12 protein-coding genes are annotated in these 13,472 nt (G+C 37.8%); 5 read left to right on the top strand and 7 right to left on the bottom strand.

Features of this window, described 5'->3' with window-relative positions:
• Positions 1-99: 99 nt before the first annotated feature.
• On the top strand, positions 100-1,170 hold the full coding sequence (gene hrcA, locus NNJ85_RS03690) for a heat-inducible transcriptional repressor HrcA (RefSeq protein WP_254473624.1): 1,071 nt from the start codon (positions 100-102) through the stop codon (positions 1,168-1,170).
• A gap of 124 nt (positions 1,171-1,294) precedes the next feature.
• A complete protein-coding gene (gene grpE, locus NNJ85_RS03685) occupies positions 1,295-1,954 on the top strand; it encodes a nucleotide exchange factor GrpE (protein WP_254473622.1) in 660 nt (219 codons plus the stop codon).
• Positions 1,955-2,059: 105 nt separating this feature from the next.
• Here the strand turns inward: grpE and thpR are convergent, their stop codons facing one another.
• From thpR to NNJ85_RS03655, 6 genes are all read right to left on the bottom strand, one after another.
• A complete protein-coding gene (thpR, locus tag NNJ85_RS03680) occupies positions 2,060-2,599 on the bottom strand; it encodes an RNA 2',3'-cyclic phosphodiesterase (RefSeq protein ID WP_254473620.1) in 540 nt (179 codons plus the stop codon).
• Between the two features lie 562 nt (positions 2,600-3,161).
• Positions 3,162-3,458 carry an HPr family phosphocarrier protein gene (locus NNJ85_RS03675; RefSeq protein WP_254473619.1) on the bottom strand — a complete coding sequence of 99 codons (297 nt, stop codon included), beginning with the start codon at positions 3,456-3,458 and terminating at the stop codon, positions 3,162-3,164.
• Positions 3,459-3,475: 17 nt separating this feature from the next.
• The gene (locus NNJ85_RS03670; protein ID WP_005774388.1) at positions 3,476-3,874 is read right to left on the bottom strand and encodes a PTS sugar transporter subunit IIA; all 399 of its coding nucleotides are present in this window, start codon (positions 3,872-3,874) and stop codon (positions 3,476-3,478) included.
• A gap of 135 nt (positions 3,875-4,009) precedes the next feature.
• Positions 4,010-4,474: an HPr kinase/phosphatase C-terminal domain-containing protein gene (locus NNJ85_RS03665; protein WP_254473618.1), complete on the bottom strand. Its 465-nt coding sequence runs from the start codon at positions 4,472-4,474 to the stop codon at positions 4,010-4,012.
• A 22-nt stretch (positions 4,475-4,496) separates the two neighbouring features.
• Positions 4,497-6,281, bottom strand: a complete 1,785-nt coding sequence (locus NNJ85_RS03660) for a sensor histidine kinase (RefSeq protein ID WP_254473617.1) — start codon at positions 6,279-6,281, stop codon at positions 4,497-4,499.
• A 39-nt stretch (positions 6,282-6,320) separates the two neighbouring features.
• Positions 6,321-7,043 (bottom strand): response regulator transcription factor, encoded by a 723-nt coding sequence (locus NNJ85_RS03655; RefSeq protein WP_254473616.1) that lies wholly within the window; start codon positions 7,041-7,043, stop codon positions 6,321-6,323.
• 386 nt (positions 7,044-7,429) lie between these two features.
• On the opposite strand from NNJ85_RS03655, the gene lysM reads away from it, so the two are divergent.
• Complete coding sequence (gene lysM, locus NNJ85_RS03650) at positions 7,430-7,885, top strand: peptidoglycan-binding protein LysM (RefSeq protein ID WP_005774393.1); 456 nt, start codon at positions 7,430-7,432, stop codon at positions 7,883-7,885.
• 106 nt (positions 7,886-7,991) lie between these two features.
• Here lysM and NNJ85_RS03645 read toward each other — a convergent pair whose 3' ends face one another.
• Positions 7,992-8,546 (bottom strand): copper chaperone PCu(A)C, encoded by a 555-nt coding sequence (locus tag NNJ85_RS03645; RefSeq protein ID WP_254473615.1) that lies wholly within the window; start codon positions 8,544-8,546, stop codon positions 7,992-7,994.
• A 1,017-nt stretch (positions 8,547-9,563) separates the two neighbouring features.
• Here NNJ85_RS03645 and dnaK point away from each other — a divergent pair.
• Positions 9,564-11,456, top strand: coding sequence for a molecular chaperone DnaK (gene dnaK / locus NNJ85_RS03640; protein WP_254473614.1), 1,893 nt, complete (start codon positions 9,564-9,566; stop codon positions 11,454-11,456).
• A gap of 157 nt (positions 11,457-11,613) precedes the next feature.
• Positions 11,614-12,759, top strand: a complete 1,146-nt coding sequence (gene dnaJ, locus NNJ85_RS03635) for a molecular chaperone DnaJ (protein ID WP_305883488.1) — start codon at positions 11,614-11,616, stop codon at positions 12,757-12,759.
• Positions 12,760-13,472: the final 713 nt, after the last annotated feature.

The following is a 13,472-nucleotide window of genomic DNA, read 5'->3' as shown; positions in this document are numbered from 1 at the left end:
TAGGGATAATATGTTTTGATACTACTTTAGATTATTTGACCAAACCTTAGCAAAACTTATATAAGAGAAGAGTGTTTTTTAAGTAGTGAAACAATTGTGATGAAGCACAAGCCTATTGATAATGAACTAAAATATCTTGATGAGCGTTCGCGTGATATTTTCCGCCATATTGTTGAAGCTTATCTTAATGATGGTGAACCTGTAGGGTCACGCAATCTTTCGCGACTTTTGCAACAGACCTTATCACCTGCGACGATTCGCAATGTGATGAGTGATCTTGAACATCTCGGTTTGATTTATGCCCCGCATATTTCAGCAGGGCGAATGCCAACCCAATCGGGTTTACGCTTTTTTGTTGATGCATTTATGGAAGCGGGTGATTTGCCAAACGAAGAGCGAGAAAATATTGAAATGCAAGTCAAAGAGGCGGGTCATGCACAATCGGTTGAACATTTTCTTGTTCAAGCAAGCCGGGTTCTTTCAGATCTTTCTCGTGGAGCAGGACTTGTTCTCGCAACAAAACAAGAAGGAACATTGAAACATATTGAATTTGTGCGTCTTGATAGAGAGCATGCTCTTGCCGTTTTAGTGACTCAACAAGGTGAGATTGAAAATCGTATTGTTCATTTGCCAGAAGGGGTTACCCATGCACAATTGACAGAAGCAACGAATTTTCTCAATGCCCATATTCAAGGGCGTACATTGAGTGAAGCTAAAGGGGAAATTGCTTGCCTATGCGCAGAAACACGGGCTGCACTTGATGATTTATCGCATCATCTTGTTGAAACGGGATTAGCTCTTTGGGGAGGAAAAGATGCTGATCATAAAATTCACCTCATTGTTCGTGGACGCAGTAATTTACTTGAAGATGTGAAAGCAGAAGAAGATTTAGAACGGTTACGCCATTTGTTTGATGATCTTGAAACACGTGAGAGTATGGCACAGCTTCTCGATTTAACGGATGAAGGGTCAGGGGTCCGAATTTTTATTGGTTCAGAAAATAAGTTATTTTCACTTTCTGGTTCTTCTTTAGTCGTAGCACCTTATCGTGATTCACAACAAAGAGTCATTGGTGCTTTAGGTGTTATTGGTCCTACACGGCTTAATTATGCAAGGATTGTGCCCATGGTTGATTATACAGCTCAACTTGTGTCACAGTTATTGCGTTAAACGGTGCAGGTAAGTATTTGTACTATAAAAGCACATTGTATTAATATGCATTAATACCCCTTGATTTTTGTCTGTAAAATTTCGATATCGAGAATAACAAATCTTATGAAGGAATAGAATTTTTATGTCTGATGAAAAAAACAAGTTTACTGATGCTTCATTTGAAAATTGTGATTTAAAAAATCCAACTGATCGTAATACACTTAAACAAGCAGCGGATGAATTTTTAAAAACACATAAAACAGAAGCACACGGAGACGTTGAAGAAGAAAGTAGTGAGATTGATCCTTTAGCATCTTTGCAGGATGAAAACAAAGAGTTGAAAGATCAGCTTTTACGTCTTGCTGCGGATATGGAAAATCTTCGACGCCGTACTGCGCGTGATGTAGCGGATGCGAAGGCTTATTCCATTGCTAATTTTGCACGAGATATGTTATCTGTTTCTGACAATCTCAATCGCGCTTTGGAAGCAATTCCAGAAGGTTCACGAGAAAGTGATTCTGGTTTGAAATCATTGGCAGAAGGTGTTGAAATGACTGAACGTGCCATGATGGCAGCATTAGAGCGTCATGGGGTGCAGAAAATTCATCCAGAGGGGCAAAAATTTGATCCTCACTTTCATCAAGCGATGTTTGAAATTCCTAATGCCGATGTTCCCGATAACACGGTTCAACAAGTGGTTCAGGCTGGTTATATTATCGGAGAGAGGGTTTTACGCCCAGCAATCGTGGGTGTGGCTAAAGGAGGAACAAAAGAAGCTTCTGTTGAAACTGATTCGGCTTAAAACATATCAATAACAAGCTTCTAGCGTAAAATGCAGCATTCCCTGTAAGTGCGCGTATATGGGGTCTTTCCTCAAAAAGTTTTAAAGGGTGTTACAAACACCCTTTTATCTTTGAAGTGGCCAACTTCCTTTTACAATATATGGAGCATCGCTTGAGGGAGATGGCGATAAAAATAAAACAAAATGATCAATATCAAAGGGAGGAAATGAAAAATCACTCCGAGAGGACAAATAAGAAGGAAGGTCTTCAGGCTTAATATCGAGCAGTCGCGCAACAGTAATATGCGGCGTAAATTCTCTTTTATCAGGTGTTAGACCTAAATGGCTGCGAATACATTGCATTTTTTCGTGTAAAAGATTGAGAGCTTCGCAAAGTCTAATGCGAATAACAAGAGAATGTGGAGTATTTTCCGAACTAAAAACATCAAAACCCCTCATTTGTAGCCTAAAAGGAGGGAGCTTTATTGTGTCAAAGGCATGCTTAAGTGCATCTGTTATAGCACTTTCAACTTCACCAAAAAAAGACAAAGTGACGTGAAAATTTTGCGGATTAATCCACTGCGCATTTGGTAAGCCATTTTGCAACGATACAAGTTGTTGTGTTGTTTGTTGAGGAATTTGAAGGGCACTAAATAAACGATCCATAATATTATCTCCTTATAATGAAAAGGTGCTATCCCAAGTGCAATGACGGCTAAATCAACAGTGAAAAATGCCACGGAAGATAAGGCAATAGTATAGAAAAAGAATGTCTAAAAAGTGCTTCCCATAATTATAAATACAAAAAGCTTATTTATTGTAAGAAAATGGTTATGATATCGATAAAAATTGCGTTTTCATAATCCACAACACAATGATTTGAAGTCGGGGATTGCTTGTGTATTATAAAAAGCTGCAAAGTTAGCAGAAAATAACGAAAGTTGATCAATTTCTGATTCTTGAAATTATCTTGATATTTTTCTTTTGCCTAAAAGAAAACATATTCAGTCCAAGTCAAAATTCTCTTTTCTGTAAAGATATCAATCATTACAGTTAAGGTGGGTAACAGCCTATAATACGTAACAACTATTTAAATTGGCAAAATAATGTTAGGAAAGAAAGTAAAAAAAATTTGGCATAAAAACGAGAAAAGCAATCAAAATACAAGATAATGATGGAAATTTTTTCTTCTCTAAGAATCATCATCCTTGTTTATTATGAGAAAGCGCTAGTTTTCCTCTCCAAAGTTGTTATTGATGAGCTTTTCAAGAGCATTAAGAGCGTCTGTTGCTTCTGGTCCCCAAACACGAATGGTAAGGTTACAACCGGCTGAAGCCGCTAACATCATGAGTCCCATAATTGATGATCCACCAACGATTTTTCCATCCTTTTCAACTTCAACAGTAGCGTTAAAATTATCAACAGTTTGTACAAATTTTGCAGAAGCCCTTGCATGCAACCCACGTTTATTACAGATATTGAAATGACGGCTTATTTGAGAGGAGAGGGCATCTTTGGAAAGCATCAGTATTGTATCATCCGCTATAAAATCATACTTGGTACATTAATATATTTACGCCCTGCTTCTTGTGCTATTCTTAACGCGTCTGATAATGAGATATCAGGGCATTTGCGAATAGAAATCAATTTAATAAGCATGGGCAAATTAACCCCCGCAATCATTTCAACGCGTCCTTTTTCAATAGCAGGAATAGCTATATTTGATGGTGTTCCACCGAACACATCTGTTAATATGATGACGCCATGATCTGTATTTGTATCGGTTACTGCGGCTATAATATCACCTCGGCGCTGATCTATATCGTCATCGGGATGAACGCATATTGTTGCGAACTTTTCTTGTGTTCCAACAACATGTTCCACGGCATGTAAAAATTCAACAGCCAACTCACCGTGCGTTACAAGCACGAGTCCAATCATTTACGCAAACTCCTGTTAACTAATAAAATCCGACCATATTGGTGGGAAAGGTATTTTACAATGCTTTGTCTTGCTGCCAAGAAAAATTTGCAAAAAAAAGGCAAAAAGTGTGATTTTTTTATCTTTAGAAAAAAATTAAACAGGTTTGCGCCATAATTTTCTAAACAAAAATGCTTCAATAGCTTGACAAATGGCGGTACAATCGGCTTCACGGAGAGAAGGAAGTTTTAAAAGAGGAATGTGCAAATCTTCAAATTGAAAAGTTTTATTTGTGGAAAAACGTTCATATTCGGGTCCGAGAAAAATAACACAGTCAACGGTTGTATGCTTTTGAAATTCTATCATATAAAGACCAGCGCCACGAATCTCAATACCACCCTGTAAGTTGTCAGGCGTGTATCCGTGAAGTTTTCCATTTTCCACACGTAGCATTGTATAATCATCACTGATGAGTTTTGCTTCACGTTTTGACCACTCAGCGCGGTCAAGCAAAGCAAGGGTGAGGGTCGATTTTCCTGATCCCGAGGGACCTTTAATTAACAGCCCCTTTCCACCCAATTGAAGGCAATTTGCGTGGAGTATTTCACATTTTGTTTTCATGTCCTTTACTTTGGGTAAAAGATTATTTAACGAGGGGAAGCATAATAATAAAGCGTGCACCAGTTTTACATTTTCCAGGTGACGGATCAATAATATTTTCGGCTGTAATTGTCCCATTGTGGGCTTCGATGATTTGCCGACTAATAGAAAGGCCCAGTCCAGAGTTTTGCCCAAAAGCATCTTCGTTGGGTCGATCAGTATAGAAACGTTCAAAAATACGTTCAATATTCTCTGAACGAATACCAGGGCCATTGTCTTCAATGGTTAAAATAAGAGTTGAAGCATGGCTTTTCATAGTAATGCAAATTTTGCCACGATTACGAGGAATAAAGGAACGTGCATTTTCAAGAAGATTGGAAATTACTTGCCCTAAACGGAGCTCATGTCCCAACACAAGATAAGCTTTTCCATAAGGACGTGGGGTAATATTAAGGCTTACATCGATGGTTTGTGCATTGCGATATACTTCCTGAACGGCATGAACAAGACTTTCCAAAAGCGGTGTCATATCAACGATCTCTGCAGTTTCTCGTGCAAGCTCTGCATCGAGCCGCGATGCATCAGAAATATCTGTAATCAATCGATCAAGACGGCGCACATCATGTTGAATAATTTCAAGCAATTTTTCTTGTGCTTCTTCATTTTTAGCCAGAGGAAGAGTTTCAACAGCACTGCGGAGAGAAGTAAGGGGATTTTTTAATTCGTGGCTTACATCAGCCGCAAAGCGTTCAATGGCTTCAATACGCATATAAAGGGCATTGGTCATGTCACGAATAGAGGTTGAGAGATGGCCAATTTCATCTTCACGCATCGAAAAATCAGGAATTTCTACACGCTGATTATTGCCATTCCGCACTCGGTTAGCAGAGGCAGATAATTTGCTTAATGGATGAGCTATCGTATGGGCTAAAAAGAGCGAAAGAACTAAAAGTACGCTACCTACAACGGCAAAGACTTTAAATATAACCAGTCTTTCGGCCTTTACAATGTTATCAATATCGGAGCCAGTTGTTGAAAGAAGAAGGGCACCAACCACTGCGCGATAGCGTTGAACAGGAACGGCAACAGAAACGATAAGTTGACCTTGTCTGTTACGTCTTTTGGCGGTAGCAAGAGATCCGTTTAATGCTCGGTAGACTTCTGGATAAGCAATACCACGGTTTTTTGTTTGTTCTCTATCAGAAATAATACCTTTGTCATAAAATGTGTTTGAATACCACGAAGTAAGGCGATCCCATATATTTTGTTCTGTTTTAAGTGGGGGTAAATCATATCTAAAAACGTCTCCACTAGAATAAAGAACCCGCGAATCAAGCAGTAAAGTAGCATCACGATCATAGATACGTGCTCTTGTTGTTTTAGGTGTGATGAGACGTCGTAAAAGAGGGGCAACTTGCTCAGGATTAATGGGAAAATCCCAAGAGTCGGTTGATTGAGGGGCGGGTGTAACGCTTTCACCAGTCTGTAACTCTAAGAGTTTTTGGGGATCAATCAGGATAGAATTTGTATCTACTGTTGCAGAAGCAGCAATAGCCCCAGCGATAATTTTTCCTTGGGTACATAAACTTTTAATTTTTGCTTCAATGAGACCATCGCGAAATTGGTTAAGGTATAAAATGCCTGTAACCAGAACGGCAAGGGCAGCAATGTTTAATATAACAATGCGGCGTGTGAGACTGGAAAAAAGCAATTGTCTAAAGAGACGTTGTATTCGAAGGTGTAAACGAGCAAACATAAGAAATGGCGCTGAGGATATACCGTTAGGAGCTATTTTTTTTAGAGTTTCCAGTTGAGAATTGTCTGTCATCGATTTGATTGCCGTTCAAATTTTTGCGACAAAGCAGTTTTATACCTCGTGAAAACGATAACCTACACCATAAAGTGTTTCAATCATTGCAAAATCATCATCCACTTGTTTAAATTTTTTACGCAGACGTTTAATGTGACTATCAATGGTGCGATCATCTACGTAGACTTGATCACTATAGGCAGCATCCATTAAAGCATCACGACTTTTTACAACGCCTGGTCTTTGTGCGAGGGTTTGCAGAATCAAAAATTCCGTAACAGTTAAAATAACAGGTTTATCTTTCCATGTACAGGTGTGACGTTCTTGATCCATCACAAGATCTCCACGTTTAAGAGAAGAGGTGGAAGTAGTTCCTGCAGAAAGTGGTTGGTTACGGGCATTGGAACGGCGCAAAATAGCTTTTACGCGCTCAATGAGAAGACGTTGGGAGAAAGGTTTTGTAATAAAATCATCAGCTCCCATTTTAAGACCAAATAATTCATCAATTTCATCATCTTTGGACGTCAGAAAAATAACGGGAATATCAGATTTTTGACGTAAACGACGCAAGAGCTCCATCCCATCCATTCTGGGCATTTTAATATCAAAAATAGCTAAATGTGGGGGGTGAAGTGTGAGACCTTTGAGTGCAGATGCTCCATCCGTATAGCTTTCAACCCGATATCCTTCTGTCTCAAGCGCAAAAGATAGAGATGTCAAAATATTGCGATCATCATCAACAAGTACAATCGTTTGCGTGATTGTTGGTGTATCTTTCATGGTTTCTTAGACCTTTCTATTGCTGTGGTAGCAAATTACCCACACTTATTTATATGGGAGTTCACATTTTTTTTGCAAAACAAATATGATACAAATTGTAGCAAAGTAAAAAACCTGTTGTCATTCCTGTAAAATCTTGTTTTGCTTTCATAATTTATAATGTTTCTCCGTCTATTAAGATCCCTTCGTTTGAGAGAAAATTTGCATAAAAGCTTTTTTTATTAAAATTTATTGCAAAGTTTATTCTTGTCTTTGTCCCAAAATTGAACAGGTTTAGTTTTGATTGTTGAAGTTTAGAAAATCCGCCTATGTGTTTTAAGAGAAAAGACAAGAATGTGGCAATATATGCACAAAAATTTGTTTCTGCTACACGAAAGGAGGTCATAATGGGATTTTTTAATTTCATTAAAACTGTAGGGGAAAAGTTAGGTATAGGAGACCATGAACCAAAAGAAAAAGACTTTAAGGCCGCATTTGATCATTTTCAACTCGATACAGAAAAAGTCAGTATTCAAGTTGAAGATGGTAAAGCTGTTTTAAGCGGTGAGGTTCCAGATAGGGAAACGCTTGAAAAAGCACTTCTGGTTGTTGGCAATTCACAAGGTATTTCTTCTGTGGATGTTGAGCAATTAAAAGTTATTGATACGACGCATAAAAAAACGTCTCGTTTTTATGAGGTTAAGTCTGGTGATAATCTTTGGAAAATTGCTGAAGAGGTTTATGGAAAAGGGCAAGGGAATAAAAACACATTTATTTTTGAAGCCAATAAACCAATGCTAAAATCTCCTGATAAAATTTATCCTGGACAAGTTTTACGTATTCCTGAAGTTGACCATATTTGATGCGTCAAAGAGGATAATTTTTTGCTTATGTTATGGCATTAAACAAAATGAAGAAGCGTAAGATTTTTCACGCTTCTTCATTTTGTAAAATATGTGTTTATGATAATTAGTGAGCAGGAGTGGATTTAGAAGGCGAGGTTGTTTTCATAGCGTTTACAGAAAAATCAACATCAATAGTTCCTGCATTTTCAAATGTCAATTTTGCACTAATTTTATCACCTATCTTGAAGGGTTGTGAAAGCCCCATAAACATAATATGATCGCCGCCTGGCTTAAGGGTTATTTCACCATTTCCCGGAATTTCAATGCCATTATGCAATTTTTCCATTTTCATAATATCATTAACAACGGCCATAGTGTGCATTTCCGTTGTTTTTACGCCGTTTGTAGAAATAGACACTAAACGATCTGGTGTATTACTGTGATTAATAATATAGAAATAACCGCTACTAACTTTTGCACCTTTAGGTGTTTCACGTACCCAAGGATTGAGAATTTCTATGTCACCAAGTTTATATTGCTGGGCATTTGCTGGTAGGGTTATACCCGCAAAGAGAAGAGCACATACAATATTTGCAATAACCTTTTTGTATGAATATTGTGCATGTATTATATTCTTAAAGATGGGATTTGTTATTTTCTTGATAATAGATGTCACCATTGATTTACCCTCCTTCATAAGACTCATAATTTAAATCGTTTTTTTATTTTAGCAGAGTTTTTATTTAAAATAAAAGCAAAGAATTACTAAAATAAAATTGATTTAATCTGAGAACAGAAATCATAGAATTCTTGCATCTTAAAGAAAGACAATCATGTTTAAGAAGATAAAACACCTCTCAACATTTCTATTTTTATCTCACAAAAGTATTTGTAAATGATAAAAATTTACAATCTACCATTACTTTATTAAACAAAGATACAATACACAAAGATCATACACTTGATAAACTCTTAGTATTACGACAGCTTTTGGTACTTTAAAGCGTTTATACAGAGGCATTATTTTTCGAATTTTAGAAGGATACAGTTAAGAAAAAGCTTTTTCGGTGCATTTAAAGCACAGCTTTCAAATAGCAATGAACGATGAGGCTATTAGAAGAAGAATTTTTGAGAGAAGATCATCGATCAATGATATCGTTATCAATATGAGCATTTGGAAAAGCACTATTTAATACTATGAAGGAGGTTCATAAAAAATAGGTTCATAAAATATAAGAGCTGTTTTAGTCTAAGGAAGGTTTATAATATTTATGCTATAAGTTATTTTCCTTTAAGCGATATTTTTAAAAAGCTTTTGTGTCAGTATTTCTTCATTCATGATGAGAGCTCAAGAGCGCGTGTTCAATGATTTTTTTATTTTTATAGACAGATATGTTTGTTGAGAATTGCGGGAAAAATATATTATGATCTCAAGTCTTTCATAAATATGGTATTTATAGGTTATTAGAGTGCCTATTTTAAAAGAAATTTTTTATTTTGGAGATGTTTCTCTCATTATTCTCTTGTAGCAATAAAATCCTGTTCTTATATACGAGACAGCGAGGCTTGTTGCGACTTGCGGTTTGTTATTATTTATGTTGCTTGAAGCAGAATACGAGCTTTGAGTGTTATGAGGAGCTATCTTAAAAAGATGCTTTATGAAGGTTGAGGTAGCTTGCTGAATGGAGATTATAATATGGCAAAAGTAATTGGTATTGATTTGGGGACGACGAACTCTTGTGTGGCTGTTATGGATGGCAAAAACGCAAGGGTTATTGAAAACTCAGAAGGAGCGCGAACAACACCTTCTGTTGTTGCCTTTACTGATGGGGGAGAGCGGCTTGTTGGACAGCCTGCTAAACGTCAGGCAGTAACAAATCCTGAAGGGACAGTTTTTGCAGTGAAACGTTTGATAGGTCGCCGTTTTGATGACCCTATGGTTGAAAAAGATAAAGCACTTGTGCCTTATAAAATCGTTAAAGGTGACAATGGTGATGCATGGGTTGAAGAAGCGGGTAAGAAATATTCTCCATCGCAAATTTCAGCGATGATTTTGCAAAAGATGAAGGAAACAGCTGAATCTTATCTTGGTGAAAAAGTTGAGCAAGCAGTTATTACCGTTCCTGCTTATTTTAATGATGCACAACGTCAAGCGACTAAAGATGCGGGTAAAATTGCTGGACTTGAAGTTTTACGGATTATTAATGAGCCAACTGCTGCTGCTTTAGCTTATGGTTTGGACAAAAAGGACGGCAAAACAATTGCTGTTTACGACCTTGGTGGTGGTACATTTGATATTTCAGTCCTTGAAATTGGAGATGGCGTTTTTGAAGTTAAATCAACCAATGGAGATACATTCTTGGGGGGTGAAGACTTTGACATGCGCTTGGTTGGCTATTTTGCCGATGAATTCAAAAAAGAGCAAGGAATTGATCTAAAGAATGATAAACTTGCTTTACAGCGTTTAAAAGAAGCGGCAGAAAAAGCAAAGATTGAGCTTTCTTCATCACAGCAAACAGAAATCAATTTACCATTTATCACGGCAGATCAATCCGGTCCAAAGCACTTAACAATGAAATTGACTCGGGCAAAATTTGAATCGCTCGTTGATGATTTAGTGCAGCGTACCATTGAGCCTTGTAAAGCTGCATTGAAAGATGCTGGATTAAAGGCTGGTGAGATTGACGAAGTTGTTTTGGTGGGTGGTATGACGCGTATGCCCAAGATTCAGCAAGTTGTGCAGAACTTCTTTGGCAAGGATCCACACAAAGGTGTTAATCCCGATGAAGTGGTTGCAATGGGTGCTGCCATCCAAGGGGGCGTTTTACAAGGCGATGTTAAGGACGTGTTGCTGCTCGATGTAACACCTTTATCCTTGGGGATTGAAACATTGGGGGGCGTTTTCACACGTCTCATTGAGCGTAATACTACGATCCCGACGAAAAAATCGCAAGTTTTTTCAACAGCTGATGATAACCAGAGTGCTGTAACGATTCGTGTTTTCCAAGGTGAACGGGAAATGGCCAGTGATAATAAGTTATTGGCTCAATTTGATCTTGTTGGTATTCCCCCCGCACCGCGTGGTATACCGCAAATTGAAGTTACTTTTGATATTGATGCGAATGGTATTGTTAATGTTTCGGCAAAAGATAAGGGAACAGGTAAAGAGCATCAAATTCGTATTCAGGCATCAGGTGGTTTAAGTGATGCTGATATTGAAAAAATGGTACAGGATGCGGAAGAGCACGCAGCTGAGGATAAAAAACGCCGTGAAGGTGTTGAAGCTAGAAATCAAGCGGAAGCTCTTATTCATTCAACGGAAAAGTCACTCAATGAATATGGCGATAAAGTATCAGCTGAAGAAAAAGGACAGATTGAAACAGCAATATCTGATTTGAAATCTGCGCTTGAAGGCATTGATACGGAAGAAATAACAACAAAGATGCAAAAATTAGCAGAAGTCAGTATGAAGCTTGGGCAGGCTATGTATGAAGCATCACAAGCAGCGAGCGCTGACACTGAAACAGAGACAAAGAATGATGATGTTATCGATGCTGATTTTGAAGAAGTTAATGATAAAAAGAAATAGTGTCAGCATATGTGTTGATTAATTTATAAACCCGGCCTTTGAAATATAAGGCTGGGCTTTATTATGTGAGATAAGTTGCAAGTTTGTTGCTAAAAATATAAATAAAAGTGATATTATCCATAAAGGTGGATGATAGAAAAACGATCAGGAATACATGATGAAGGTTGACTATTATGAAATTCTTGGCGTGACTCGTGAATGTGATGATAAAAAATTGAAATCTGCTTTTCGTAAGTTGGCAATGCAATATCATCCTGATCGCAACGCCGGGGATAAAGAGGCAGAGCGAAAATTCAAAGAAATTGGCGAAGCCTATGAAGTTCTTAAAGATCCCCAAAAGCGTGCTGCTTATGACCGATTTGGTCATGCAGCCTTTGAAAATAGCAGTGGTCAAGGGGGGGGAGGCAATCCTTTTAGCGGTTTTGCTTCCGGTGGTGGATTTGCTGATATTTTTGAAGATTTTTTTGGTGAGATTATGGGAGGTGCGCACCGTAAGCGTGGTGATGGTCACGAACGTGGTGCAGATTTGAGTTATAATATGGAAGTGACCTTAGAAGAGGCATTTTCAGGAAAAACTGCAGAAATTAATATTCCTAGTGCTGTCACGTGTGATGTTTGTGAAGGTTCAGGAGCGAGAAAGGGCTCTAGTCCGCAAGTTTGTGGGACATGTCATGGATCTGGTCGAGTGCGTGCTGCACAAGGTTTTTTTTCTATTGAGAGAACATGTCCTACATGTCATGGACGTGGTGAAATGATTACAGATCCATGCCCCAAATGTCAGGGGACACGACGCATAGAGAAAAAACGTTCATTAAGTGTGAATGTTCCAGCTGGTATTGAAGATGGGACGCGTATTCGTCTTTCTGGTGAGGGTGATGCTGGTATTCGTGGTGGTCCTAATGGTGATCTTTATATTTTCCTTTCCGTTAAACCGCATGAATTTTTTCAGCGAGAAGGAGCAGATCTTCACTGTCGTGTCCCTATTTCGATGGTAACAGCGGCTTTAGGAGGAGAGTTTGAAGTTTCTGACCTTGATGGTGTTAAAGCACGTGTTAAGATCCCAGAAGGGACACAAAATGGACGTCAATTCCGTCTTAAAGGCAAAGGCATGCCTATGTTGCGTCGTCAGCAAGCAAGGGGTGATCTTTATATCCATATCACGATTGAGACACCGCAGAAACTTACGCAAGAGCAACGTGAATTATTGCAAAAATTTGAAAAGCTTTCCAATCATGAGAATTCACCACAATCACATGGTTTTTTTTCACGGATGAAAGAATTTTTTGAAAATATTTCCGGTTAAAATAGGTGAATGTTTCCAGAGTACATGAGAAAATATTTTGGGAAGGTTATTTTCATTAAACTTTCGATTGTTTTATTATCTTTGAGAAGCATTCTTTTGGTTTGAAAAGAAAAAAAAGAAACGATTAATTTAAGTGTAAGCTCCTGCTGCGCAGAGTTTTTTACATTTAATGAATTTTATGGATAAGTCTTGCTTTGGAATGCCTATAACATTTTAAAAAGAGCTTATCCATAGAAGGATACACTGAATGACTGATAATATTTCCAGTGTTAATGGCATTTATCTTTTGTGCCATAAAAGATCGTCATTTAAGGCGGTAATACAAGCCACATAAGCCTCTTGCACACATGAAGTGTTTTTAGAAAATGCAAGGTTCTTAGGCTTTTTCGTAGAGGCTTCAGTGAATAAATCACATGAGCGGCTATCAGGTGGAACCACCCCAGTAAGAATCCAGGTTATTTACAGACAAAATCTTTTACGAACCTTTTTCTTTAAAGGAAAGGTTCCAAATTTTGTGTTTATCTTTCTTGTCTATGATTTTTTACTCAAAACTCTTTTTAAAAGCTCCATAATAAAAAATTTTAAAATGGCAAGATCTTATCAAGTAAGGCTAAAAAAGCTGTTGAGCAATCTATCTTATTCCCAATAAGCTAACTTTTCATGATCGATATTATATAGGTGCTATTTTCATAGTCTTAACCCCAGCCCGCTTT

This window comes from Bartonella sp. B1098, from assembly GCF_944896145.1.
Classification (GTDB): Bacteria; Pseudomonadota; Alphaproteobacteria; order Rhizobiales; family Rhizobiaceae; genus Bartonella.
The sequence above is the reverse complement of the archived record's forward strand: the minus strand, read 5'-3'. Positions and strand labels throughout refer to the sequence as shown.

Excerpts from the sequence above, each read along its gene's own strand:
- NNJ85_RS03645 (WP_254473615.1), bottom strand. The coding sequence starts at position 8,546 with ATGGTGACATCTATTATCAAGAAAATAACAAATCCCATCTTTAAGAAT.
- hrcA (WP_254473624.1), top strand. The coding sequence starts at position 100 with ATGAAGCACAAGCCTATTGATAATGAACTAAAATATCTTGATGAGCGT.
- NNJ85_RS03655 (WP_254473616.1), bottom strand. The coding sequence starts at position 7,043 with ATGAAAGATACACCAACAATCACGCAAACGATTGTACTTGTTGATGAT.
- grpE (WP_254473622.1), top strand. The coding sequence starts at position 1,295 with ATGTCTGATGAAAAAAACAAGTTTACTGATGCTTCATTTGAAAATTGT.
- NNJ85_RS03675 (WP_254473619.1), bottom strand. The coding sequence starts at position 3,458 with ATGCTTTCCAAAGATGCCCTCTCCTCTCAAATAAGCCGTCATTTCAAT.
- dnaK (WP_254473614.1), top strand. The coding sequence starts at position 9,564 with ATGGCAAAAGTAATTGGTATTGATTTGGGGACGACGAACTCTTGTGTG.
- NNJ85_RS03670 (WP_005774388.1), bottom strand. The coding sequence starts at position 3,874 with ATGATTGGACTCGTGCTTGTAACGCACGGTGAGTTGGCTGTTGAATTT.
- lysM (WP_005774393.1), top strand. The coding sequence starts at position 7,430 with ATGGGATTTTTTAATTTCATTAAAACTGTAGGGGAAAAGTTAGGTATA.
- dnaJ (WP_305883488.1), top strand. The coding sequence starts at position 11,614 with ATGAAGGTTGACTATTATGAAATTCTTGGCGTGACTCGTGAATGTGAT.
- NNJ85_RS03660 (WP_254473617.1), bottom strand. The coding sequence starts at position 6,281 with ATGACAGACAATTCTCAACTGGAAACTCTAAAAAAAATAGCTCCTAAC.
- NNJ85_RS03665 (WP_254473618.1), bottom strand. The coding sequence starts at position 4,474 with ATGAAAACAAAATGTGAAATACTCCACGCAAATTGCCTTCAATTGGGT.
- thpR (WP_254473620.1), bottom strand. The coding sequence starts at position 2,599 with ATGGATCGTTTATTTAGTGCCCTTCAAATTCCTCAACAAACAACACAA.